The sequence below is a fragment of the Sphingobium sp. D43FB genome (assembly GCF_002312805.1).
Classification (GTDB): Bacteria; Pseudomonadota; Alphaproteobacteria; order Sphingomonadales; family Sphingomonadaceae; genus Sphingobium.
In genome coordinates this window covers 1-25,108 of sequence record NZ_NMUA01000023.1, presented here as the reverse complement: position 1 = coordinate 25,108, position 25,108 = coordinate 1, and the positions used below count along the sequence as shown (strand labels likewise).

Sequence of the window (25,108 nt, the reverse complement as noted above, 5' to 3'; positions counted from 1 at the left end):
AGCAACATCCTCTCACTGGAAAACGCGAAAGGAAGCCCCATGACAGAAGCCGCAACCCCACCACGCAAGATCCTGCTGGCGACCGACCTGAGCTGCCGCTGCGACCGGGCCCTTGATCGTGCGGTCCAGCTCGCCAAGGAATGGAAGGCGGAACTGATTGCGGCCTTTGTCGTCGACCCCGTTGAGACCAGGCAGTTCCGGTTCGATAACACGCCACCTTCCTGGCGGCGTGCGCCAAGCCCTGTCGAGCGGATGCGATGGCGCCTCAAGCGCGATCTTGGCAGCGTCGCCGATTTCATTCGGGTCGTCGTCGAGGAAGGCGACCCGGCCGAAACGCTGCTGTCGATCGCGGCCCGCGAAGGCTGCGACCTGATCGTGACGGGCATCGCGCGCGACGAAACGCTGGGGCGGATGATCCTGGGCAATACGGTCAACCGGCTTGTGCGCGGCTCGCCGGCGCCGGTTCTGGTCGTCCATGATCGCGTGGTCAGGCCCTACAGGACCATCGTCGTGGCGACGGACTTCTCCGAAGCGTCTTTACAGGCGCTCCTGGTCACTTCGTCATTGTTCCCGGCGCGCAATCTAACCCTGTTCCATGCCTATGACGTGCCCTTCTCGGGCTATCTCGACGACGGGGATTATAGCAGAAGTCTGCGGGGAATGGAGAAGGAGCTGGAACAGAAGGTCCTGACCGACGAACGCCTGGACCCAGGCCTGCGCGGCCGGACCGATGTCGTCATCGCCCATGGCACGCCCGAACGGCTTCTCAACGATTATATCGAGGACCAGCATGTCGACCTGACCGTGATCGGCAGTCATGGCCGTGGCGCGCTGTTCGACGCCCTGATCGGCAGCACCGCCCGAAGCCTGATCGAAAACCTCCAGGGTGACCTGCTCGTCGTCCACTATCGGCCCGGCAAGGGCTGAGCGTGCGGCGGCGATCCAAGCCGGGCTCATCTCCTGCCAATGTCTGACGATGATTGAAAACTATTCGCCGGACGGTGCCGGCCGGCGGACGAGCGGACCCGTCCGCGCGGCCTTCTCATGATTATACCGGCTGGCTGATTACCGGCAGCGCCATCTGACTCAGACCGATCATCAGGTCGAACATCGTGCGTTTCCACTGCTTTGGCGAGAGAGCCCTTTGACTTTGTGAAGCGAGCACCCTCCCCATTCGGGTGAAACGGAAGTATTGCCACCGCAGAGTGCAAAGACCCTGCGCTTGTCAGTTCCTCCTCGGAGCACAGCTTTCCAGACGAACATAGGCTGCCAAGTGAGAGGCCGACGCCGCGATGCTGTTGTGATCACTCGTCGAGGGGGCGATGAGGTCTGCCTCAGAGGAAAGACTCACATCAGGGCCGGTTCTAACGGCCGCCGCGTTAGGTCGATGAAGAGACAACCCGGTTTAGTATAAATTAACATAAGGGAATTTGGTATGAGCGGGTGGCTGGTAAGCATAACGTATGAAAGCAATGCAGGATTGCCAACTCTGGAAGCATTATTTGCGACATGGACGGCCGATCCGGAAGAGGCGCTTCGCGAGGTCGCCGCCTTTGAGCCTCGTGGGTCACAGATACTGCCGCGCCTGATCGTCGAGCTTCCCGAAAGTGCCTTGCGTGGGCTCAAACTTTTACCAGGGCAGACTGGTCTTCTTCAGGCCGGCACAACGAGGTACTAGCGCGATCCTCGACCCTTGCACGAAGCCGGAAGGGGTCCTTGAATAGGCTGCGGGCCAATAATGCCGCCGAGGCCTAGGTTACGAGCGCTGTTACATGTTTCAAGTGAAGCTGTCTGGCACCGCGCTCACGACACTTCGCGGAGAGGGACGATCACTGTTCGCTGCTAGCACAATCTATACACAGCGCGGCTTCGGGTCTGGCTTCTAGACGTGCCGCAGCGATGGCCGAGCCGCAGCGTACGCACTCGCCATATGTGCCCTTGGCAATTCGTTCCAAAGCGCGGCTGACCGACGCCACTTCGCGTTCTATCAGCGAGGCTTGGCCTTCGAGCGCGGCATCGTCTTCGACCTCGACCGCCTGCTCGGATGAATCCGGGTTGAGCGGCTCCCCCAGATCGCACTCAATCCGATCCTGTCTGCCAAGAAGCTCGGCGAGTTGCTCTTCGAGCTGGGCCTTGACGGTGGCTGTGTCGATCATCGGGATAGTCCTTCTCACGCGCCCTGTGCGCCATGAGACGCGACGACGACGCAAACTGTAACAGGCGGGGCGCTCAGAGTGCTTGCTTCCGACGCTCATATGCCGAGCGCAGCTCATTGCCGAGGGTTTGAAGGGTCGATTTGATATTATTACCGCTCTCATGGATCCGAGCCTGGGATACGAAATGCTTCCACTTCGTTTCGAGTTCATCCCATTCCTGCTGGGCCTCCATCGCGCCCAGACGGACCTGGACCTTGGCCTCGTCGCGCAGCTTGGCAAGGTCTGCTTTCAGTTCCTCAAATGCGATCATCGCGTGTCTCCTTGGTCAGCATAGAGCTGCCTCCCGGGAAAGGGCGAGGCAGCCCCGCGTTACCGGACAGCGGCCGGGCTTGCGCTACGTAATGCACCGAATGGTTGAGTGTTGGTCGAAGCCCGAACAGCGAGCACATGCTTCGGCATCCACTTTTCGAGAGTATCAGCGTTTTGGGGCCTTCGGCCGTTGCAGTCGAACCTCGGCAAGCAGGGTGCCCAGATGCTTCTCGGCTTCCGCGGCCTGGCTTTCTGGATAGGCAGCGGTCATGCGACCGCTCCAATAGCCATAGTCGACCGTGGTCAGGCTGAAATGCCAGGGCTGGCCGTCGCGCAGGCCGCTGAACGTGCCGCGATATGCGTTGAGGCGCGGCTGGGTCGGGATTTTCGTGGGCCCTTCCGAGAGCAGGGTCGGTGCGGAAAAATGGGACATGGTTCTCTGGCGCATGATCGCAAAGTGATCATGCGCAGACATATCGTCGATGTGGACCACTGCGATCCGCACCACGATGCGGTCCGAGCCGGACCCAAGCGGCCGGTCATAACCAATGGCGATATATTCGCCGCTGGGGTCGAACGCACGTTCACGCAGGCGCTTGAAGCCTGCGAATTCCGCCGGGAAGCGAAGGCCGCTGGCAACATGGACCAGGGTCGTGCCGCCCTGCGCAAGAATGAAGCCATCGGGGATTTCCGCAGGTGCCGTCTCGACTGCGGGGGCTTGCACCGAGGCCAGGGCAGGCGAAGCTAAAAGCAGGCCCAGAGCGGCCAGCGGAGAGAGGGCTGAAGATGTGGTCACGGTTGGTCCTGTCCGCGCAAAAGTGAAGCAATGGAACTTAAGACCTCGCTATTCAGGCGCGGGGTTCCACGGAATTGGGAACAATACGTAGCGTTGTGAAAGGGCGCCGATTATCGGAAAACAAATGGGGCGGATGCGGCGTGGTCGGGAGTAAGGCGAAGGTGGATGGGGTGCTTGTCGGAACCATTCGCTCCTACCTCCCCGGAGTGCTTATCGTTGACCAGACGACAATTGTATGCGTTCGGGGTGCTTACCTTCCTGACTTGGTGCCGTGGAAGAAGAGGCGCAAATCAAGGGCGTGGCCTGATCGGTTTCCTTGCGGCGTTTCGTTTCTTACACGCAGGAGCCCCCTGTGGCCTTGCGGTCGACGCAGCGAAAGTGGCGATCTTTGCCGCTTCCTTGCTGTCCGCAATCCTTGGCGTTGGACTGTTGTGGTGGGCGGGAGGCCGGAACGCCAGCACACGGTAGTAGATAGCCCTTCAAGGCCGACAGTCGCGCACCGGAACTTCGGACACGGGCGCCAGTTACTCTTCTGCCGCCCATGACGGCGCGCCCACCAAGGAGGCCAGCATGAGCATCACCGGAAAAGTCGCGTTAGTCACCGGAGCGGGTCAGGGTATCGGCCGTGCCATCGCTCTTCGATTGGCGAAAGATGGTGCTAACATCGTGATCGCCGACCTCAACGAAGACGAAGCAAGGGCCGTCGCCGAGGAGGTGAGAGCCATCGGTCGCAAGGCGACGAGCTTTCGGGCCGACGTCTCAATCCGCGACGAGGTCTATGCCGCGATCGATCATGCGGAGAAGGAGCTCGGTGGGTTCGACATTATTGTCAACAATGCGGGCATCGCCAATGTCCAGCCGCTCTCGGAGGTGACGCCCGAAGAGGTCGACCGGATCCTGAAGATCAATGTGCAAGGCGTCCTGTGGGGAATCCAGGCGGCCGCGAAGAAGTTCAAGGAGCGAAGAGTCAAGGGCAAGATCATCAGCGCCTCGTCGATCGCCGGCCATGAGGGGTTCGCTATGCTCGGGATATATTCGGCGACGAAATTCGCTGTCAGGGCGCTTACCCAAGCGGCCGCGAAAGAGTTCGCCAGCGACGGTATTACCGTCAACGCATATTGCCCCGGCGTCGTCGGAACCGACATGTGGGTCGAGATCGATAAGAGGTTCGCGGAGCTGACGGGAGCGGAGGTGGGCGCGACGTACAAGAAGTATGTCGATGGCATCGCTCTCGGGCGTGCAGAGACGCCGGAGGACGTGGCCGCATTCGTGTCCTATCTGGCAGGCCCCGATTCCGATTACATGACGGGGCAGGCGCCGCTGATCGATGGCGGTATGGTCTATAGATGAGAACTCCAATTTGGCTGAAAGCGCTTATTTCGGATTGAGCAATCACCGCCTCTCGAAGCGGTATCGGACCGACCCACTGCGCACGACCCGGAACCGGTTCCGTGTGTCGGCGCTGACCGGGTTGCTCAGGGGCAGCACCCGCCAGCGCGAGGGCTCGAATACGAACGGCACGTACAGAATCCTGAAGCGCCGCTTGCGCTCGAGGCTGGCGCTACCGGCAACCTCAAGTTCCCGTGCGGTGAGCTCGAATTCACCACCGTCGTCGAGCGCCGACTTCACCTCATAGAGATATTCGTGCCGGGCAGTCTCGACGCGGAAATCATAGCCGAGGCTGTCATCCCCTTCGCTGCCGGTACAGAACGACATGCGGTTCGAAGAGACCCAGCAGTCATCGGTCATCTCCCTGGGATGGCGGCGCCGAAGATATTCGCGCGCGAGCCATTCGCTCGCCATGCCCATTGCCCGGCGAACAGCGTCCGGTGGCTGGTTGCGCCAATCCTGACCCTTGCCGCCGCCCGGGCCGGTGCGCCGACGCTCGCCGGAGGATTGCTCCTGGATGGCAAGCCGCGGAGCCCGGCTCCGGGCGAACCAATCGGATCCCTCCGCAATGGCCGCATCCGCAAGCTGCTCGAAGAGCGCGGCAAAATCGTCGCCGCCGGTATCGAGCGGCTTGCCGCCGAACTTTATCGTGCGCTTCTCGGCCTCGGCCTTGCGCTTCGCCTCCCGGGCCTCGCGTTCCTCGTGCTGCAGGTCGGCATCACTGAGGCCCAGATCCTCGATGACGTCCGTCTGCGGCATGTCGCGCGGCCATGCTTCCACTTGCAGCAGCAAGGCGGGAAGTGATTTTGCCCTGATTCCCTCGAAGTCAATGAGCCCCTTGTCGTGGAGGGCGCGGACGACCGGCTGCGGGTCCGCCGTGTCCATGAGCGGTGGCCTGCCAAGGTTATTCTTCCGGCACCAAGCACGGATCAGGCTCGCGAGCCTCGCGTGGTTCGACGCGATGAGCTTCCGGTTGGCGACAACGACGGTTTCGAAATCGGGCAGTGCGATCGAGCTATCGTCGGGACCGAGGCGGGCTTCGGCCGCGGCGGATGCGATTCCAGAGACGAAGTCGCGGTCGATCGTCTCGCGCTCGATCGGCCATGCCGGGTCGAACGCGATGAATTCGAGCTTCCGCAGCGTGACATATTCGGCGATCTCGCGACCCGCGCGCCAGTCGCTGGCGAACCGACGGCGAACGCGATCGACAAGAGCCGTCGTGAGCTCGGTCATGAACACGCCGAAGAGGCGCCGGAAATCCGCCTCGCTGTTGAGGGGCGGATAGCCCAGCTCGGCAAGCGTCCTGCCATATCCTAGGAAATCGAAGCCCATCCGCCGCCGTATCAGGGCTTGGTCGTCGGTGTCGTCGACAGCCGATAGGGCGCTGTCGGCAGTTTCCGTGCCCAGCTCGGTCGTGAGCCAGTCGCGCAGCTTCAAGGCCGGACCAAGCCTGTCGTGGCGCTGCACGAGGCTTTCGGCAGCATCCCGCCCCCGGATGAAGAAGACGATCGGCAGCACGGCGCGCACCCGGCGCTCCACGCCGCCACGCGTCGCTGCAAAATGGTCGCGGACAACCCCAATGTCACGGCGGATGGCCCGGGCCAGCATATCCTCGCTGGGCGCGATCGACGCATCCGAATATCCCTCGCGCAGCAGTCGGCCGAGCATGGGCTCGAGCGTGTTCCGCCGCGATCCCACAAGTTTGGTGATCGCGGGCGCTGCCTCGATCAGCAGATCGACGCTGACCGGCTCATGGCCGGTGACCAGGAGCGTCGGGGTGCGTGCATGCGGGACCGCCTGCACGCGATCGTCGCCATGGGCGGTGATTTCCTGGCCCTCAATGAGGAGCGCGAATCGGGCGCATCGCCGCAGCCGGATCTGACGGAGACGCCGGTCGAGTTCCTCGGTCGGCAGCGTGCGCAGCTCCAGCGCGTCACCGAGATATTCGTGCGCGAGAATCGCGACGTCGCTCAGCCACGCAAGGCTCCCGGTCGCGAGGTTTGGGTCGGTCGCCCTGGGTTGAAATATCTCGCTGTCGACTTGGAGCTGGACGTCGCCGGAATCGGCGAGCCTTGGAGCAAAGCCGCCAGTCGCAGCCAGCAATTCGTGGATAGCAGCGCCGCCTGTCTCGCCGACGTCCAGGACAGCCTCGCCCCGGTCGGCAAGCGCGCGCGCCGCGAAACCCTGCCGCTCGGTGGTGACATGGACCACGCGCGGCGCGCCCTGGTCTGGTGCGAGCAGTTCAAGCCCACCCGCGCGCTCGACAACCAGTTGGAGCGATTTCGGAAGCGCCTGCCGACGCTCGGCGACGTCACTCCAGGCGCGGCGGAGCTGTTCGCGAAGGTCGCGGCGCTCAGCTGCCGACAGGTCGGATAACGCGGTCGCCAGCGAAGCGAGACGCGCGGGAGCGGACTCGGGCGTTGCCCAGTCACGCAGCCCGACCCGGGCATCGAACAGCAGCGCTGGAAGAGCGGCGCGGCTGCCAGGCTCCGCCGAGAAGCGCGGGACGAACCTCGGCGGAATCTGGCGTACGACCGTGGTTGACCAGCTCTGGCGAGGCGATTCGAAGACGATCTCGTCGCGGCGAAGACTCGCGGGCCATTGGCCCTCGCGAAGAAAGACTTGGAGCGGCGTCGGCAGTTCTATCCTCTGGTTGCCACGCCAATGGTCGATGCTGAAGGTGAGATGGGCTTCGCCATGCTCCCGAAGATAGGCGACCACTAGATCGGAAAAAGCCTCGCGTGCGGGAACGGGCAGCGATGCGTGTTCCAGCTGCCCTGGCAGGCGCCACACCTCACCTCGCAAATGGTATTCGGTCTGCGGATAGGAGAAGGACTCCTGCCGCGCGTGTGCGGTCCAATGGGCATCGAGCCCCAGCTTCGGCTGGCCAGAAAACAGGAAGCTATTCCAATGGTTCGACGGCGTGCCGGTGCGACGCGTGACGCCGGCGATCGGCAGCAAGCCATCGCGAACGCCGAGCACGCCAAGGAAGCGGAGCCAATCCTCCCGCCGGTCGTCCGATCCGGCGCGTGGCCAGTCGGCGAAACTCACGACCAGGTTGCCCTTCTGCTCGTTGGCATCGGCCGAGTGGGGGGCCGCCTCGTGCAGGTATAGCTCGAGCGTCCGACCTAGCGTGCTCCAAGATGTCGAGAGGGAGGCTTCGGAAGCCGCGAACCAGCCCGCGAGGCAAGGGACGAACAACCCCGCCGCGCGGAGCCCGTCCTCGACCGCCTTGCCACCGGTGTTCCGCCAGACGCGATACGCCCAGACCAGTGCCTCGCGACGCTGGATGTCGGTCGCGGAGCCGCCAAGGGCTCCCTTGAGGCCATTGAGTGCCTCCAGCGGATCATAGCGCCGCAGCAATCCTGCCTTCTCGAACGCGCGAAGCGTGCCTTCGGAGATTTCGACCGAATGGCCGAGGAAGCGGAACTTGCGGGAGAGCGAGGAAGGCGGGCTCGGCGGCCCCTCGCTGCGCTTGCCCTTCTCCTTGCCGATGCGATGGAACACGGGCGGGGCGCCATCCAGGCCCTTCGCGGTCGCGGCCAGCAGCTTGTCGTCATTGTCTGGGAACAGCTTCTTGCCTTCGAGTGACGAAAGCCGAAGGGACGCGGCTGTGTAGACTGCGGCAACGTCGTCATAGAAGTCCCGCCACCGGCGCGGCGATTGCCTGCCCTTCACCGCGAGATGCTGGGCGATGGTCGCGACCCAATAGGCTAGCGTGTCCTCGGTCGGCGACAACGGCATCGAGACGGCGGCGGCAAGGACGCGAATGCGCGCGAGGCGCCCGTCACCGATCGAGGCGGGGACGATCGCGGCATGCGCGACGGTGGCGAGCTTAGCCGGCGTCAGCTGGTGCGTGCGGACATCGGGCCAGGAGTAAAGCTCGGTGAAGCTGACCCACTGCGCGGGGCCACCCGAGACCACCGGCCAGATTGCGGCTTTCGCCAGGGGCCGCTTGAGCGCCGTGAAGGCCTCGATGACCTTGGGCATATGGGGCCCGGACCACGCGGCAAGATCGATGACAGCATTCTCTGGCAACCCGAGCCCGCCGTCGACGATCGCCACGGCAGCCTGCACGGCAGTCCTCGCCGCGGCCTCGAGCAGGTATTTGTTGAGCGGCAGGTCCGGCTTGATCGAACGCCGGTCGATATCGGCGAAGAAGGGCGCGTCGATATGTCCCGCCATCGGCGATACGGCGCGATCGTCCATCGGCAGGAAGTTGAACAACCTCGGGGCAGCGAGCATCGGCGCGTCGATCGGCACCGCGACCGACACGACGGCGTCGCCTTTCCAGGAAAGCCAGCGCTTCAAGGGCGGCGCTGCCGTGATGCTGCTGCGGACGGCATCGAGCACCGCTGGCTTCGGCAGGACCTGACGGACGACGAGGAAGGCATTGGTGCCATCGAGGGTCACCCGTTCCATACGGAGGCCTTGGGGAAGCGTCGCCTCGATCGGCACGACCCGGCGCGTCAGGCGCTTGTGTTCGGGCGGTTGCCCGGCTGCGATTACCGCCGTGTCGAGCGACGACAATCGATCGAGGAAAAGCAGGACGGGGGCCGGTGCATTGAGCAGTCCGGCGACCTGCTTGCGCGCAAGCTCGACAGCCTCGGACGTAGCGAGCGGAAGGGCGACGACGGTCGCATAGCCTTCCGCGGCAAGCCGGCGCACCTCCGCAGATTGCTCGCGGACGGTGATCGGGACGAGATACCGCGGTACGTTCGCCGCGACCTTCGCCGCCACCGCGGACGATGCATCGAGGTCAATGAGCCGGGCTTCGATCTCGTCGACCGTCGCGAAGCGGAAGCAGTAGCCATCGAACCCGGCGGACGATGCGCCCTCACTGGCGGAGAAGACATGGACATCATCGGTCAGCGCCTCGACGCTGCGAAAACCAAGGCCCTTGTTGCCGATGCCTTCCCCGATCTCCTTATCGCTCGTTCCGATGTTGCGGATCGCGTCTAGGTTGGAGACGGTGAATGCGCGGCCCTTGTTCGCGACGAGGAGTTCGCCGCGCCCCGGAGCGTCGATGACAAGGCGGATCGCGATCTCGCCGTCATCTCCCGGGGCATGCGCGTCATGCGCGTTCTGGAGCAGCTCGAAAAGAACGCGGTCCCCATATTGGGTTCCGATGACGTCGTTGAGGCTTTTCAGGCTCTCGTAGATCTTGAGCTTGCGACGGTGGGCGTCGAGCACGTGCTCCAGTTGTGAAAGCGTCAGGGCTTCTATCGCGTCGGCGGCGGCCGACAGGGTGGGAATGACGATAGCCTCGCCAGTTACTTCTATGAGGGTGTCTTCCACGTCAGCCATGTCGTTACGTCTATCGCGCACGGCCGGTGGTCAAGCGTGATCACTCCCTGCCGGGCTCGTAGCGCTGGCTGCTTGGCCCTATTGGCGGCGCGGACCTTGGCGTCGGTGATGCATTGTCGGTCTCCTGGAAAGTACCACGATTTTCGACCGCACGTGCCACGAAAACGTACTTCCGATTCGACGGAAGGCCATGGACGGCCGAGGCCGAACCGGTCAGCTAAACGACGGTAATCAGGAGGGAAAAGTCAATCCCAGCGGTCCTCTGCGGACCCCGTGGACAGGCCGTTGGCGGGCCACGCCCGATGAAGATGGGCACTATGTCTACGCTGTAGCACTACGATAGTGACTGGAATGATGGGGCTAAGTTCGAATCGATCCGAGGTCCGCACCGGATATATAACGAATACGTAAGCCGCTCTTACTATACTAGTGACGCCGATCAACGCCATCGGCCGCCTCCTGTCGCCGTAGTCGGACTTTGGTGCGTCGCGTTCGGCATTTGCTCGTGCTTCTGTCGGGTGACACCCGGAGCCTCGTCACGATAGGCAAGCAGCCGGAGCGCATTGAACACGACCAGCAACGTCGATCCCTCGTGCATGGCGACCGCCGGACCAATGCCAAGCCCCAGGATGGTCGCGGGGACAAGGATGGCGACCACGCCAAGGCTCACAAAAACGTTCTGGCGGATCACCCAGCGCGTGCTCCGGCTGAGTCCTACTGCAAACGGTAGATGAGACAGATCATCTGCCATCAAGGCTACATCAGCCGTCTCTAGCGCGACGTCAGACCCGGCAGCGCCCATGGCGATGCCGACTGTCGCCGTCGCCATTGCAGGCGCGTCGTTTACGCCATCGCCCACCATGGCGACCTTGGTTTCGGCGCGAAGCTTCTTGATCGCGTCAACCTTGTCCTCCGGCATTAGGTCGCCCCACGCCTCGTCGATGCCGACCTCCCTGGCGATCGCTTCGGCGGCGCGCTGGTGGTCGCCGGAGATCATAATCATCCGCTTGATGCCGATGGCGCGCAGTTTATCAAGCGCCTCCCGCGCCGTCTCGCGCGGGGTGTCGAGCAGGCCGATCGCGCCCAAGTCCTTGTTGTCGCGGCGCACGATCATGCTCGTCTGCCCGCCCTCGCGCAGCTTTTCGATTGCTGCCGTCATCTCGGCCGACAGCGGCGGGATGCCGTCAGTGCCGAACATTTCGGCCTTGCCGATAAGAACTTCATCCTCGCCGACGATAGCCGACACGCCGCGACCCGTCAGGCTCTTGAGGTTATCTGCCTGCGGGATCGGCTGTTTCCCGATATGCTCGCGGCCGTCGCGAGCGATGGCCTGTGCGAGCGGATGATCGCTCAGAGATTCGACGGCCACGGCGACCGCCATGAGGTCTTCCTTGGTCACTCCTGGCGCGGTGATGATTTCTTGTATGCGCGGCTCACCCTTGGTCAGCGTGCCGGTCTTGTCGAACGCGATCGCGTCGAGTGAGCCGAGCAGTTCTAGTGGCGCGCCGCCCTTGATGAGGACGCCGCCACGCGCCGCGCGCGCTACGCCGGAGAGGACGGCACTGGGTGTCGCAATCGCTAGCGCGCAGGGGCTCGCTGCGACCAGCACCGCCATGGCGCGGTAGAAGCTGTCACGGAAAGGCTCGTCCACCACCACCCAAGCAAACAGCAGCAGAAAGGCCAGCACCAGCACCGCTGGCACGAAGAAGCGCTCGAAACGGTCCGTGAACCGCTGTGTCGGCGATTTCTGTGTCTCGGCCTCGCTGACCAGCTTCACCACCTTGGCAAGCGTGCTTTCCGTGGACAGGCGGGTGACTTCGATCTCGACAAGCCCGCTGCCGTTGATGGTGCCAGCGAACACGCGGCTTGCGGCATCGACGCCATCAGGATTCTGGCGGGCCGCTGCATCATCCTGCACAGGCTGCTTGTCGACCGGCATGCTTTCGCCGGTGACGGGGGCCTGGTTGATCGCGGTGATGCCCTTGACGATGAAGCCGTCGGCGGCGACGCGTTCATCGGGCTTCACGATGACGATATCGCCGAGCTTGAGGTTCTCGACCGGAACCTCGCTCGTCCCGCCATCGCCCCGACGCACCATCGCTGTACGCGGGGCGAGCTTCGCGAGCGCCTCGATGGCCCGCTTGGCCCTTCCCATGGCATAATGTTCGAGCGAATGGCCGAGGCTGAACAGGAACAGCAGCAACGCGCCTTCCGCCCAAGCGCCCAGCGCCGCCGCGCCGGCGGCCGCCACCAGCATCAGCGTGTCGATCTCAAATCGCTTCAGGCGGAGATTCTCGATCGCCTCGCGCAGCGTATAGAAGCCGCCGAACACATAGGCGGCGATGTAGAGCGCGAGCGGCAGCCATGAGGCCGCACCGACGACCAGCTTTTCGATCGCAAAGCCAAGTCCAAGCGCCGCGCCGGACGCGAGCGCGAAGATCAGCTCTGTATTTGGCCCGAGCAGGCCGCCATGGGCGTGATCGTGTTCATGCTTCTCGCCGGGGGCATGGTCATGATCCTTCGCATGGTCATGCTCTGGCGCGGCCGACGCGAGCCTGGCGGCCTTGTCGTCGATCGGCCTCGCGCCAGCGCCGCGCAACGCCTTCAGGATCGCCTCTTGCGACGTGGCGGATCGATCGAACTCGACCCGCACCAAGCCCGACACATTGGCCTCCGCTTCAAGCACGCCGGGAAGCGCGCGCAGCCGAGCGCCCAGCGTGCGGGCGCGGCGCTGATGCGTAATCCCGTCCACCTGCCAGATTGCGTGCCCGAAGCGATCGGCGATTTCAGCGCCCGCAGCGTGCGCCAGCTCGCGGATGCGCGAGAGCGTCACTACTTCGGGATCGAAGTGAACACAGAGTGTTGCGGGCGCGACGGCGGCCGCCGCCACCACATGGGCTTGTTCGACGCCGGCACGGCCTTCCAGCGAGCCGACGAGCCTTGTGACACACGCGTCGGCCGCGTCCGTAACCTCGGGGAGGAGGACAGGAATATCGAGACGGAGTTTTTCGATCATGGCTGGATTGACCTTTCGCTGGTGTCCGGTGCGGCGAACGGCAAAGCCGCCCGCCGCTGAACACAGTGCATCCCCACTGCGGGGATGAGGCGATCGCTGATGTTCACAGTGGAGCCTCAGCAAGATCGGGCGTCGGCGCGTCTGGCCGCTTGTCCGGCGCTGGGATTTCCGTCTCCCTACGCCCATAGCGGGCGTAGAGCGTCGGCAGCACGAACAGCGTCAGCAGGGTCGCCGAGATGAGGCCACCGATAACAACGGTTGCCAGCGGCTTTTGCACTTCTGCGCCCGCCCCCGATGCGATCGCCATGGGCACGAAGCCGAATGACGCAACCAGCGCCGTCATGACCACGGGGCGTAACCGCATCATCGCGCCTTCATGGGCTGCTTTGGCCCGGTCCATACCTCGGGCCATCAGTTCCTGGATCGACGTTACCATGACGAGACCGTTCAGGACCGCGATACCGGACAGGGCGATGAACCCGACCGCCGCCGAGATCGAGAAGGGCATGCCGCGCAGGAACAGCGCGAGCACGCCCCCCACCAGCGCCAACGGTACGCCGGTGAACACGATCGCGGCGTCCCGCACGCTTCCAAGCGCCCAGTAGAGCAACAGCAGGATCAGCACGAAGCAGCCCGGCACAACCAGCATCAGCCGCTCGGTCGCAGATTGCAGGTTCTCGAACTGGCCGCCCCAATCGAGATATTGCCCGGCGGGCAGGCGCACCTCGCTTGCGATAGCAGCCTGCGCGTCCGCAACCACGCTCGCCACGTCGCGGCCGCGCACGTTCGCCTGCACGACGACACGCCGCTTGCCGTTTTCGCGGCTGATCTGGTTGGGACCATCGGTGACGCCGATGTCGGCGACGCTTTGCAAGGGCACAAACCCGCCGTTCGGTAGCGGCACCGGCATCTGGCCGAGGGTTTGCAGATTGGCGCGCGCCGCATCCGACAGGCGGATGGTGATGGCAAAGCGCCGATCGCCCTCGAAGATCATGCCGGCGTCCCGCCCGCCGATCGCGGCCGAGATGGTGTCCTGCACGGTTTGCGCGGTGATGCCGAGCCTCGACATGATGTCGCGACGCGGCTGAATGTCGAGCATCGGCAGGCCTTCGGTTTGCTCCACCCGAACGTCTGCGGCCCCTTCCGTCTTGCGAAGGACGGCCGCGATCTGATTGGCGGTAGCGTTCATCGCGTTGGTGTCGTCGCCGAACACCTTCACCGCGATGTCGCCGCGTACCCCCGCGATCAGCTCGTTGAAGCGCATCTGGATTGGTTGGGTGATTTCGAAAGCGCCACCGGGCATGCCTTCCAGCACCTTTTCGACTTTCGCCACCAGTTCGGCCTTGGGCAGGCTCTTGTCGGGCCATTCGTCCCTGGGCTTCATGATGATGAAAGTGTCGGAGATGTTTGGCGGCATGGGGTCGGAAGCAAGCTCCGCCGTGCCGGTCTTGGAGAAGACAAATCGGACTTCGGGCAGCTTCCCAACCTCACGCTCTATCCGCGATTGCATTGCCTGGCTCTGATCGACCGAGGTTCCCGGCACGCGCAGAACCTGCGCGGTTAGATCGCCTTCGTCGAGTTGGGGCAGAAACTCCTGTCCCAGGAACGAGAAGGTCAGGATGGCGGCGAGGAACGCGCCAGCACCGACGCCTATGGTGAGCGTCGGCCGCTTCATCGCGCGGTCAAGGCCCGGCTCATACTTGCGCTTGAGCCAGGACATGATCCGGCCTTCCTTCTCCTCGACCGGCTTCGATAGCCAGATGGCGAGCATGGCCGGCACGAAGGTCAGTGAGAGGACGAAGGCGCAGACGAGCGCGATGATGACCGTCAGCGCCATCGGCGTGAAGGTCTTGCCCTCGACGCCGGTGAGCATGAGGAGCGGCACATAGACGAGGATGATGATCGCCTGCCCGAACACGGACGGGCGGATCATCTCGCGCGCGGCCTGAGTAACGACCGACAGGCGTTCCTCAAGCGCGAGCGTGCGACCATAGTGATGTTGTCTTTCGGCGATCCGCCGTAGCGCGTTTTCGACGATGATGACCGCGCCATCGACGATCAGACCGAAGTCCAACGCGCCGAGGCTCATCAGATTGGCCGAGACGCCGCCCTTGAGCATACCGAAGCTGGTCATGGCCATGGTGATCGGGATCACCAACGCCGCGATCAGCGCGGCCCGGAAATTACCGAGCAGCACGAAAAGCACGACGATGACGAGCAGCGCGCCTTCGGTGAGGTTCTTCGCCACCGTCTTGATCGTCGAATTGACGAGCGCGGTGCGGTCGAGCACCGGCTGTATGGCGACATCGGTCGGCAGTGAGGCGTTGATTTCGTCAAGTCGCTCCGAGACTGCCGAGGCGACGGTGCGGCTGTTCTCGCCAATGCGCATGACGGCGGTTCCGACCACGACCTCCTTGCCGTTCTCGGACGCTGAGCCGAAGCGGATCGCTTGGCCGAGGCGCACTTGCGCCACCTGATCGAGCCGGATCGGCGTGCCTTCGCGGGCTGCGATGATGGTGCCGGCCAGCTCACCGACATTGCGGATGCGCGCGTCGGAGCGGACGGCGAGGCCTTCGCCGCCACGATCGACGACGCCGGCGCCGACACCGACGTTATTTTCCTCAAGCGCGCGGGCGAGATCGGTCAGGTTCATCCCCAAGGCGGCGAGCCGCTGGAGATCGGGGATCACCTGAAACTGCTTCACATAGCCGCCGATGGTATCGACGCCGGCAAGGCCCGGCGTATTCTTGAGCAGCGGTGCGACGATCCAGTCTTGCGTGGTGCGCAGATAGGTCGCCTGATCGGCTTCGCCAACGAGCCGGTCGCCTTCTGGCGTGATGTAGCTGCCATCGGGCTGTATGCCGGGTTCACCCGGCTTATGTTTGTCCTCCTTGCGATGCTGGAAATGGACGGTCCACATATAGACCTCGCCAAGACCCGTCGCGATCGGCCCCATGGTGGGGACTACTCCATCGGGGAGGCTTTCTTCTGCAACGCGCAGCCGTTCCGCGACCTGCTGGCGCGCGAAGTAAATGTCGGTCGAATCCGTGAAGACGGCCGTGACTTGAGCGAACCCGTTGCGGCTTAGGGAGCGGGTGTATTCAAGGCCGGGAACCCCGGCGATCGCGGTTTCGATCGGGAAGGCAATTTGTTTTTCGACCAGCTCGGGTGAAAGAGCCGGCGCGCTGATGTTTACCTGCACCTGATTGTTGGTGATGTCGGGAACGGCGTCGATCGGCAGGCGAGAAAGCGCCCAGCCTCCGATGACAGTGGCGATGAGCGTCATGAGCAGGATAAACCAGCGACGCTCGACGGAAAATGTGACGATGCGGTCAATCATGATCAGTGCCCATGCTCCGCTTCGCCTTTGCCTAGCTCAGCCTTGAGGGTGAAGCTGTTGGGGCCGGCGAGCTGTTCGTCGCCCTTGAGTCCCGAGGTCACGACCACATTGTCGCCGCTCGGGCTTCCGAGCGTGACAGGGGTCGCCTTGAAGCCATGATCGGTGCGCACGAACACTGTGGACCGGCCTTCGACCGTCTGCACCGCGCTTTGCGGCACAAGCAGCGACGCCGGGCCGCCGCCCGCAAGCTGGATCGAGGCCGTAACCGGCTCGCCGACGCGCCATTGGCCCGAACGGTTGTCGATGACCGCGATCACGCTGGCGAGCCGCGTGGTTTCGTCGAGGATCGGGGAGACGAAATCGACCCGCGCCACCGATCGCCGATCGCCCGAAACGATCTCGATTTGAGAACCGGGCCGCACCTTGCCGGCATCAGCCGGCGACAGCGCGAATGTGACCGCGACCCGTCCGAGGTTGGCGACGCGGAACAGTTCCGCGTCGGCCGCGACCGTCTGGCCGAGCGTCACGCTGCGCGCGACGACCTGGCCCGACAGGGGGGCGCTGATCGCGATGCGATTGAGCGCCCCGCCGCTACCGCCGGCGGCCGACACTTGCTGCTGCGCGAGGCGCAACGCGATGCGCGCTTCGGTCGCCGCCGTGCGGGCCGCAATCAGATCCTGTTCGGCCGAGACGCGCTCGTTGAACAGGCGTTGCTCGCGCCGAAGGTTGGTTTCGGCCAGAGCCAGCCTCGCGCGCGCTGCCTCGATTTCAGCGTTGAGCGATGCGGCCTCACGGCTTTCTATGATGGCGAGCGTCTGTCCGCGCCCGACCGACTGGCCGAGGTTGCGGGTGAGCGACACCACACGGCCGCCAATCGCGGCGGAAACGACCTGCATCCCTTGCGGATCGCCTTCGATCGTCGCGGGGAGAGTTAGCGAGCCGCCGCCGCTCCGGATCACGCGCACAAGCTCGATCCCGGCTTTGCGAATCTGATCCGCGCTAAGGTCGATCCCGCCTTCTTCTTCGGCGTGGCCGCCCTTTTCAGGCGCGGCACCATTTTCGGCCGTAGCGCCGTTCTGTGAGTTGTCGGCTGCTTGCTCGCCGCCGGAGCATCCGGCCATAAGGAGTGCGGCGAGTGTCAGCGGCAAGGCCGCCATGTAACGGGTTTTCATTATCATTCCCCCTGTGTGACCGGCGCGCGGGCGGTAAGCCGCTCAAGCTGCGCCTGGGCGATGTGGTAGGAGAGCAGCGCGTCGATCGCCGCCGCCCGCGTCGCAGCGAGCGTCCGTTCGGCATCGAGTAAGTCGAGCTGGCCGAACTTGCCCTCGCGATACCCGATGCGCGCGATGCGCGCGGCTTCTTCGGCCGCTGCAAGCGCGGGGCCGCTAGCGGCCGCCGCACTGGTCGCTGCATTGGCGGCATCCGCTTGGGCGCGCGCGATTGCCTGATCCACATCAAGCGCGGTGACGCGCCGCTGCGCATCGGCACGCTGCCGCTCAGCGGTCGCTTGCGACAGCGCCGCCCGTCCGTTGTTGAACAGCGGGATCGGGATCGACAGGCTGAAGATCGCCGCCGTGTCGTTGGTCTGCTCAAACCGGCGAGCGCCGGCCCCAAGCGTCAGATCGGGAACGCGCTGGGAGCGGGCAAGGCGCACGCCGGCATCGGCGATGGCAAGGTCGGCATTGGTGGCCGCCATCACGAGCGTTCCAGCGCTTTCAATTGGCCGAAGCGGGCCATAAGCGGTCGGGATATTGCCGAACCAGCCCACATCGAGCGGTCCCGAGATCGGCTGACCGATGATGCGAGACAGACTGAAACGCGCGACTTCGACGGCGCGCTCTTCCCGCACCAGCGCGGCGTCGGCGTTGATCCGCGCGACGTCGGCGCGTTGCACTTCGATCGGCGACGCGCGGCCCGCCTGCACACGGACCTGGGCGGCTCGCAGCGCTTCGTTCGCTATGCGGGCCTGATCGCGGGCGGTCAAAAGCCGACGCTCCGCACCGCCCGCCTCGGCATAGGCGCGTATGACACTGAGCCGGAGATCGGCTTGCGCGATCGCGGCCAGTATTGTCGCTCGATCGGTCCGCGCATCCGCGACCGCGATCCGCGCCGATCGCTTGCCGCCGAGTTCGATCGGCAGTGTGAGCGATGTCGTCGTTTCGAGGCTCTGTGTGCTTCTATACTGGCCGGAGCCGGCGACGTTCTCAGCCTCGACGGTAACACTGGGGTTGGGCCGCAGCCCCGCAACCCGACGTCCGGCTTCGGCCGCGCGGACGTCCGCCGAGGCCGCCTCAAGGGATGGCGATACGACGCCCGCAAGTTCGAGCGCGCGGTCAACGGTGAAAGCCGGACCGGCTAGGCCCGGCGACGAGCTTTGGGGCTGTGTCGGGCCGGCTTCAGCCGGCGGCGCGGTTTGAGCCTGCGCGATACTCGCGCAAGCGGTCGCGGCCAGCAGAGCCGCGAGAAATCGGTGCATGATAGAAAGACTCCTGACAATTCCGAGGGAGCCCCGAGGACGGGGCTAGGCTGGAATCGTCAGGCCCATGGAGGGCGGTAAGCCGGATCGGTCGAGGTGGAAACGCGATCCTTCGCATTCGGAAGCAAGCGCGGCGCAGTGCGCAGATGCACTTGGGTGGCGAACCCTTCCTTCACTGGCTCACCGACTTGGTGGCCGTGGCAACCGCCGTGATGGTGCGGCACCGCCTTTCCATCGTCAGACGGAACCTGATCGCGGTCGCCATCGGCGTGGCCGATGCCCGCCGCGATATCCGAGTCAAGGCAACCGATGGGTTCGGCGGCGTGCGCGACCGTGCCAGCCATCAACGACAGCGAGATCAAGCACATCAAAGCCAAGGCCAGCAAGCGTCCCATCGGACGCCCTATAGCACGTCGACAAGTTCAGAAAAGGATTCCCTTTGCTGATTTGGCATTTGACGAGGCGTTATATCATACACCTAAAATTGATGGAAAGTTGTTGAGGGTTTGGGTGCAGTCTGCCGCGACAGTTATGATTTACACCGGCCTCCTCCTGAACACCCTACTATGATGTCTCTGCTGGAGAACTAGCCTACCATCTGTGAGAAGCCGTGCCACTTCGATTATTACACGCCTGTTCCTTCGTGACCGAAGTGACCAATTGCCGCGACGATGGCGAACCACGCCTAGACCCGCACCACCCAGCTCTACGATCGCCGGCCCGACGACGTGACGCTGGACGAGGTTGAGCGGGTGCTAATTTAAGCGCGCCGCCATCAGGCCGCAGCTCGATGTTCCTTTCGGGCCGCAGTCCACACCTCGCGCGCCGCATCGGCGTTCATCAGCGCGATAGTTAGGCCAACGATGATATCGGGCCAAGCAGAGCGCCAAAGGAAGGCCGTCGCGGCCCCGGCTGCTATGATCGCGACGTTGGCGAGCGCGTCATTGCGCGCGGACAGGAACGCCGCCTTGGTGCGCTGCTCGCTGAGATCAGAGCCTCGACTACCATGCTCATTATCTTCGTGTCACACGACGTCGAGGACGCGGCGCGAAGCGCTAATCATATCTGCTACCTGCGCGCTGGCGTCAGTGCCGAGGAGGGGCCAACGCCATCCCTCCTCGGCAATCCCAAGAGTCAGCTATCCAGATGGCTCACTGGAAGTATCTGAATATCTTCTATCGCCGTATAGCGACCAGAGTTCCCAATTCGGATACCGCCCTTCTCCAACGCTAGGTCAAGTGACGAACGTATATTCGAGCCAGCTTGGCTGGTATCGGCATCGGGCTAGGCTTTGAGCCGATTCATTCCAGATTTCTTTCGGCCGCGCCTAAACCCCCTTTGTTCTTGCTTAGCGTTGCCTAGCGTACTTTCCACGCTATGCCTTCAAGACAACCAACAACGTCCCGCCACCAGCCCGACCGGCAAACGGTTCAGCGCACAACAAGCACCGGGATCTCGCTGTGTGCCAGCACCTCTGACGTCTTGCTTCCGAGCATCAGACGCCCCAGTCCCCTCCGCCCGTGCGAGGCCATGACGATGAGACCGCAATTACGCTCACGCGCGGCGGCAATGATCGCCTCGGCCACTTGAGCATCTGGAACATGAAGGGTCTCGGCCGACACGCCAAGACGTTCGGCGGTTTGCCTGACGCTAGCGAGAATCCCGTCGGCCGCCTTTTTCTGACCATCGGAATATTCAGCCAACACCGTGTCGCTCCAGGAAAGATCGTAGCCGACTCCGCTGGAGTAGACCGGGAACCGCTCGGTCACGGTGACCACGGTAGCCTCGATCCCTAGTGCCTTTGCAAGGGCAATGCCATGATCAACGCCCTTTTGCCCGACTTCCGATCCGTCTGTTGAGATGAGTATGCGATTGTACATGAGCGCTCCTCTGCCAATAATTTATTGCCACAAGAGCGATTAGGTCGTCCACATATCGCCTTCTCGTCAAGCCGCGTCGGATATCCCGCACGAGCACCGCAGCCGAACGCGGCTTTCACGGCTCTTTACCTCCGGCCCGGCCACGAGCATTCCCTATGAGGCGTCGGCATGCTGTTGCATTTTCTCCGGCGCGGATCACGACCTTGCTGAAACGCATGCCGATAGTGTCGCGGTCGAGGTAAAACGCCACCTGCTGGCGGTTTCATAGCTTCAGGTCCTCAGAGCAGACGTTCCGTTTCCACCCAAGATCACCACCCCTCCCAGTGACCAACAAACAGGTCAGACCGTCCGAAAACTCACGGGCGCTGTCGCCAATTATAAGATTCGATCAGTGATAAAGAAGATAGTAAAGGATCATTACGCGTTTTTCCAAGGTTACAACATGATATTGCGCCATTCTGGCAGCTAGCGGAGTTTTCGGACAGTCTGAGATGTTTGCCGTCAGGCGTCGTCTTATCGGTCGCCGGGCCTTAGCGTATATCTAGGTCCGTTCTATGTAACGACCCCGTATCGCCTTGACGCACACGCTCGAGTGCCCGCGCTAGGTTCGGCGATCCCGGCTGCACCCCCGCTCGCCTTGTCTTCGAGGATCGCCGTGCAGCCTTCGGCGCGCAGCGCGCTGAGCTGGGCCGCTGTGTCCTGTTCGTCGGTCGAGACGCGCGCGTAGCCGATTATGGCCATTCGTCACATTCCATCACACGGGGTCATCCGTTCGGTTGCTCCCGTATTCTGAGATCGAACCCTCATTTCCGATTTCATTTGGCCAGCATTGTGATTTCAGATAGACGCTAATTCCCTTTCATCGAGTCGATGGCTCTGTTTCAGTCAGACATGCTACCCCGCCATTCCACCCAGCGCATCCTGGAAGCCCTGCAGGACACGAGAGTTGTTCTGCTTGCTGGCCCCCGCCAGGCAGGCAAAACAACGCTCGCCCGCTCGCTCTCCGAAAAAGGCCGCACCTATCTGACGCTCGATGACGCCACAACCCTGTCGGCCGCCCGCGCTGACCCGGCTGGCCTCGTGCGCGATCTCGATCAGGCCATCATAGACGAGGTTCAGCGGGCTCCCGATCTCCTCCTGGCGATCAAGGAGAGCGTCGATCGGGATCCCCGGCCCGGGCGCTTCCTGCTCACCGGATCCGCAAATCTGATGACGCTACCCCGCATAGCGGACTCGCTCGCCGGGAGGATGGAGATTATCCGCCTGCTACCCCTTGCCCAATCGGAGATCCTCGCGCAGCCCCCGCCGCGCTTCCTGGCCTCGCTGTTCGCGAGCCGAACGCCGGTTTCCGGAACGCTGCGGATCGGCGGGGACCTCGTCGACCTCGTCCTTGCTGGCGGCTATCCGGAAGCCATTGGCCGCAAAAGCTGGCTCCGCCGCCAGGATTGGTACGAAAACTACGTCGACGCCATCGTCGAACGCGACGTCCGCGACGTCGCCAATATCGACCAGCTTGAACGTATGCCCCGTCTCTTGCGCGCCCTGGCCGTCCATTCCGGGCAACTGGTCAACCACGCCGGCGTTGGCGCGAGCCTTGGCCTCAATCATGTCACCACACAAAAATACACGGCGATCTTCGAACAACTCTTTCTCGTGCGCAGCTTGCCCCCTTGGCACAACAATGCCCTCAAACGGCTGATAAAAAAACCCAAGCTGCATTTCCTCGACTCAGGTCTTCTTGCCGCGCTGCGAGGCATCACGCCTGAGAAACTTGCTGCGGACCGCTCGCATTTCGGTGCCATACTGGAAACCTTCGTCTATTCGGAAGTCCTCAAGGCTACGCACTGGTCCGATGACCGCTTCTCCTTGAGCCACTTCCGCGACAAGGAGCTGGACGAGGTCGACATCGTCATCGAGAACCGGGCCGGGCAGGTCGTCGGGTTAGAAATTAAGGCTGCGGCGACGGTGCGAGCCGGCGATTTCGCCGGCTTGCGCAAGCTTGCGGCCGCCACGGGCGACAGGTTCGCCTTCGGTGCTGTGCTCTACGACCATAACCAGGCGATTGGCTTCGGAGATAATCTCGCCGCTCTACCCCTCTCCTGCCTCTGGGGATGAGACCGCCATGCGTGCCGCCATCCGGGCGCTCGCCCCGCTTTTCGGCGCAAGCTTCGCGCCGTAGCGCAGCACGGTCCTGGGATCGCGCCAGCGATAGGCCTGCATGATCGCCGGCAGCCCCTCCCCTACGGCAAAATTGTCCTGCGCCACCCCGACCCGGATCGAGTGCGACGAGACCGCCGTCACCCACCGCTCGAGCTCGGCGTCGCTCATCTCGCCCAGCAGCTTTTTCGCATGGGCGGCGCGAATGAGCCGTTTATAGATCAACGTGATGCTGTTGGGATGGAGCGCGGCGCTGCCGATCGCGGCGACCGACCCGTCAAAATGGGTCTCGACCCGGCGGAACAGGGGACCTTTTCGGATATCGGCCTTGTCGCGCCAGCGCGCGATCGCCGCCATCGTCACCGGCGACAGATAGGCCCAAGCCCCCTCCCCCGCCTGATCGGTCTTCGACGAAGGAATGAACAGCGTCCCCGCCCCTTGCGCATCCTTCTCGATATGCTGAACAAGGATCGCCACCAGTTCCGACCGCCGGCAGCCGGCGTCATAGGCGACGCGCAGCAGCGCCGCGTCGCGCAGGCCGAGCTCGTCGCGGCGGCAGGCCTTGAGCAGATGGGCGAGGCACACGCCCGAGGCCGGACTGTCGAAATCAGCGATATCGCCCTTGAACCGGATCGCGCGCGCCTGGCGCTGGCGCACGCCGAGGCTCTTGCGCGCCGCCTTCTTCTCGAGCTTGACCAGCGGCGCATCGGTCGGGTCGGCAAGCCCCGCCATGCGATAGGCCCACCCGACATGCACAAGATAGCGTTCGATCGTCGCCATCGCGCGCTGCTTTTCGTCCGATGGATCGATGCCGGCCAGCGTCCGCACCCAGGCGGCGACCAACGCGGGCGTCGCCTCGGCCGCCGCCACGCGGCGCTTGCGGCACCACAGCCCCCACAAAGTCAGGTCCGAGCGGAAAGCGCGGCGGGTATTGGCCGACCAGCCCCGCAGCGCCGCGTCGAGGAGGGCTTCGTCGATCGGGGTCGCGGCGCCGACCAGGGCGCGCACATCGCCGACCAGATCGGCGGGATCGGCCGAGAGACGGGCCAGCGCGTGACCCCCGGTGACGGCCCCGCGGGTCATGGTGCGAAGCGGAGAACCATGTGGACCGCGACCATGCCCCCGCCATGATCCACGTCCCGCTCCTGCGTGTAGCCGAGGCGCTCGTAGAGCCCGATATTCGCCGCCATCAGCGTGTTGGTAGTGAGCCGCGTTCCCTGAAGGCCCGCGGTGCGCGCGACCGCCTCGGCATGGCGCATCAGACGGATCCCCAGCCCCTCGCGCTGCCGGTCGGGGTCGACCGCGACATTGATGATCAAAAGCTCAGCGTCCTCCGGCACGGTCTCGATCAGCGCGACAAGTGTCCCCCTGTCGACGAGCAGGTCGAAGCGATGGTCGCGAACGGCGCGATCGTAATCGGCGGTGACAGGGCGCGGCGGCCGCGGTGTCACCGCGAGCCACGGCGCATAGGCGCGCTGCACCAGCGCCCGGATCTCGGGAACGTCCGCGGAAATGGCGCGGCGGAGAGTCGGTTCGTTCATGGTGCCCAGCGATAACCGACGCGTCTTTGAATGTATATACTAGTGATAAGCATCCATTATCAACACTATGTCTAACAGCATACTTTACTGAGATGTGGTTTCAGTTCATTGTTGGGTGTGAACAGTGCGTCCTCCCCTGCCCGTTACGGCCCCGATTATACCCCGAAAATGGTCGCCGCCATAGCGGCTTGTACAGGCGCGATTTCGCGCCTGTATGCCCGTATGTGCGTGAGTTCTGTGGCTTCCGCATGGACGCGGCGCGCGGCGTGGTCGGGCTATGCGCGCGCGCTCCAGCTGCAGTCGGCAGAAATCGACGAGATCGACGTATTTTCCTGGGGCTGCGGGCTCCAGATCCCGGGTCGGCCGCTCCGTTCGACAAACCTCGACCTGTTTGACAGCTTCGAGGCCTGGCGTGAAGAGCTGGCCAAACCCGACCCGCTTGCCTGGCGCGACGCGCTGCCCACCTTAATCAGCGAGCCCGCAGCTGCTATCGAGCACCCTGCCCTCATCCGCGCGCTCGACCAGGTTCGCCAACACGCCCGGGCCGACGGCAGTATCCTGCCCTGGCTCGGCCTGCCCTTCGCGCTGCGTGACATCGGCCTCACGTCCACCCCTATAGCGCGACGATCTGGGTGAGAGGTCAGCGACTATCAGGATGAGAACAGATTGTCGCGGCGGGTTCATGGTGCCGGGTTAGATTGTCGCTGGCAAGGGCGATTCTTCGCTCTGATTGTCGCTGAT

18 protein-coding genes and 1 pseudogene are annotated in these 25,108 nt (G+C 63.7%); 6 read left to right on the top strand and 13 right to left on the bottom strand.

Annotation, left to right across the window (positions count from 1 at the left end):
- Positions 1-39 precede the first annotated feature (39 nt).
- Both SxD43FB_RS17255 and SxD43FB_RS24860 read left to right on the top strand, forming a co-directional pair.
- Positions 40-927, top strand: coding sequence for a universal stress protein (locus tag SxD43FB_RS17255; protein ID WP_096063243.1), 888 nt, complete (start codon positions 40-42; stop codon positions 925-927).
- A gap of 508 nt (positions 928-1,435) precedes the next feature.
- Entirely contained in the window at positions 1,436-1,678 is a 243-nt protein-coding gene (locus tag SxD43FB_RS24860; protein WP_141249531.1) for a hypothetical protein, read from the top strand.
- A gap of 151 nt (positions 1,679-1,829) precedes the next feature.
- Here the strand turns inward: SxD43FB_RS24860 and SxD43FB_RS17250 are convergent, their stop codons facing one another.
- From SxD43FB_RS17250 to SxD43FB_RS17240, 3 genes are all read right to left on the bottom strand, one after another.
- A complete protein-coding gene (locus SxD43FB_RS17250; RefSeq protein ID WP_096063242.1) occupies positions 1,830-2,156 on the bottom strand; it encodes a TraR/DksA family transcriptional regulator in 327 nt (108 codons plus the stop codon).
- Positions 2,157-2,229: 73 nt separating this feature from the next.
- Positions 2,230-2,466 (bottom strand): hypothetical protein, encoded by a 237-nt coding sequence (locus SxD43FB_RS17245; RefSeq protein WP_096063241.1) that lies wholly within the window; start codon positions 2,464-2,466, stop codon positions 2,230-2,232.
- A gap of 165 nt (positions 2,467-2,631) precedes the next feature.
- Positions 2,632-3,261, bottom strand: coding sequence for a hypothetical protein (locus SxD43FB_RS17240; protein WP_255245781.1), 630 nt, complete (start codon positions 3,259-3,261; stop codon positions 2,632-2,634).
- Between the two features lie 570 nt (positions 3,262-3,831).
- Between SxD43FB_RS17240 and SxD43FB_RS17235 the strand changes: the two genes are divergently transcribed.
- Positions 3,832-4,611 carry an acetoin reductase gene (locus SxD43FB_RS17235; protein WP_096063240.1) on the top strand — a complete coding sequence of 260 codons (780 nt, stop codon included), beginning with the start codon at positions 3,832-3,834 and terminating at the stop codon, positions 4,609-4,611.
- A 42-nt stretch (positions 4,612-4,653) separates the two neighbouring features.
- On the opposite strand, the gene SxD43FB_RS17230 is transcribed toward SxD43FB_RS17235, so the two are convergent.
- From SxD43FB_RS17230 to SxD43FB_RS17205, 6 genes are all read right to left on the bottom strand, one after another.
- Entirely contained in the window at positions 4,654-9,957 is a 5,304-nt protein-coding gene (locus SxD43FB_RS17230; RefSeq protein WP_096063239.1) for an ATP-binding protein, read from the bottom strand.
- Positions 9,958-10,396: 439 nt separating this feature from the next.
- Positions 10,397-12,973, bottom strand: coding sequence for a heavy metal translocating P-type ATPase (locus SxD43FB_RS17225; RefSeq protein WP_255245780.1), 2,577 nt, complete (start codon positions 12,971-12,973; stop codon positions 10,397-10,399).
- 103 nt (positions 12,974-13,076) lie between these two features.
- On the bottom strand, positions 13,077-16,313 hold the full coding sequence (locus SxD43FB_RS17220; RefSeq protein WP_096063238.1) for a CusA/CzcA family heavy metal efflux RND transporter: 3,237 nt from the start codon (positions 16,311-16,313) through the stop codon (positions 13,077-13,079).
- Between the two features lie 2 nt (positions 16,314-16,315).
- On the bottom strand, positions 16,316-17,485 hold the full coding sequence (locus SxD43FB_RS17215; protein WP_096063237.1) for an efflux RND transporter periplasmic adaptor subunit: 1,170 nt from the start codon (positions 17,483-17,485) through the stop codon (positions 16,316-16,318).
- A gap of 2 nt (positions 17,486-17,487) precedes the next feature.
- Positions 17,488-18,789: a TolC family protein gene (locus SxD43FB_RS17210; protein ID WP_096063236.1), complete on the bottom strand. Its 1,302-nt coding sequence runs from the start codon at positions 18,787-18,789 to the stop codon at positions 17,488-17,490.
- A 59-nt stretch (positions 18,790-18,848) separates the two neighbouring features.
- Positions 18,849-19,184, bottom strand: a complete 336-nt coding sequence (locus tag SxD43FB_RS17205; protein ID WP_096063235.1) for a hypothetical protein — start codon at positions 19,182-19,184, stop codon at positions 18,849-18,851.
- 267 nt (positions 19,185-19,451) lie between these two features.
- Here SxD43FB_RS17205 and SxD43FB_RS25960 point away from each other — a divergent pair.
- A pseudogene (locus tag SxD43FB_RS25960) lies at positions 19,452-19,553 on the top strand (integrase); the annotation flags it as partial.
- A 666-nt stretch (positions 19,554-20,219) separates the two neighbouring features.
- On the opposite strand, the gene SxD43FB_RS17190 reads toward SxD43FB_RS25960, so the two are convergent.
- Positions 20,220-20,669: a universal stress protein gene (locus SxD43FB_RS17190; RefSeq protein WP_096063234.1), complete on the bottom strand. Its 450-nt coding sequence runs from the start codon at positions 20,667-20,669 to the stop codon at positions 20,220-20,222.
- Between the two features lie 552 nt (positions 20,670-21,221).
- Complete coding sequence (locus tag SxD43FB_RS17185; RefSeq protein ID WP_343228849.1) at positions 21,222-21,410, bottom strand: recombinase family protein; 189 nt, start codon at positions 21,408-21,410, stop codon at positions 21,222-21,224.
- 129 nt (positions 21,411-21,539) lie between these two features.
- Here SxD43FB_RS17185 and SxD43FB_RS17180 point away from each other — a divergent pair, with 129 nt between their 5' ends.
- Positions 21,540-22,784, top strand: coding sequence for an ATP-binding protein (locus SxD43FB_RS17180; protein WP_096063233.1), 1,245 nt, complete (start codon positions 21,540-21,542; stop codon positions 22,782-22,784).
- On the opposite strand, the gene SxD43FB_RS17175 is transcribed toward SxD43FB_RS17180, so the two are convergent.
- Positions 22,758-23,909: a tyrosine-type recombinase/integrase gene (locus SxD43FB_RS17175; protein ID WP_096063232.1), complete on the bottom strand. Its 1,152-nt coding sequence runs from the start codon at positions 23,907-23,909 to the stop codon at positions 22,758-22,760. The genes SxD43FB_RS17180 and SxD43FB_RS17175 overlap by 27 nt on opposite strands.
- Complete coding sequence (locus SxD43FB_RS17170; protein WP_096063231.1) at positions 23,906-24,367, bottom strand: GNAT family N-acetyltransferase; 462 nt, start codon at positions 24,365-24,367, stop codon at positions 23,906-23,908. Before SxD43FB_RS17170 ends, SxD43FB_RS17175 begins: the two co-directional genes overlap by 4 nt.
- A 168-nt stretch (positions 24,368-24,535) precedes the next feature.
- Between SxD43FB_RS17170 and SxD43FB_RS17165 the strand changes: the two genes are divergently transcribed.
- Positions 24,536-25,003 carry a hypothetical protein gene (locus SxD43FB_RS17165; RefSeq protein ID WP_255245779.1) on the top strand — a complete coding sequence of 156 codons (468 nt, stop codon included), beginning with the start codon at positions 24,536-24,538 and terminating at the stop codon, positions 25,001-25,003.
- The last annotated feature ends 105 nt before the right edge of the window (positions 25,004-25,108 follow it).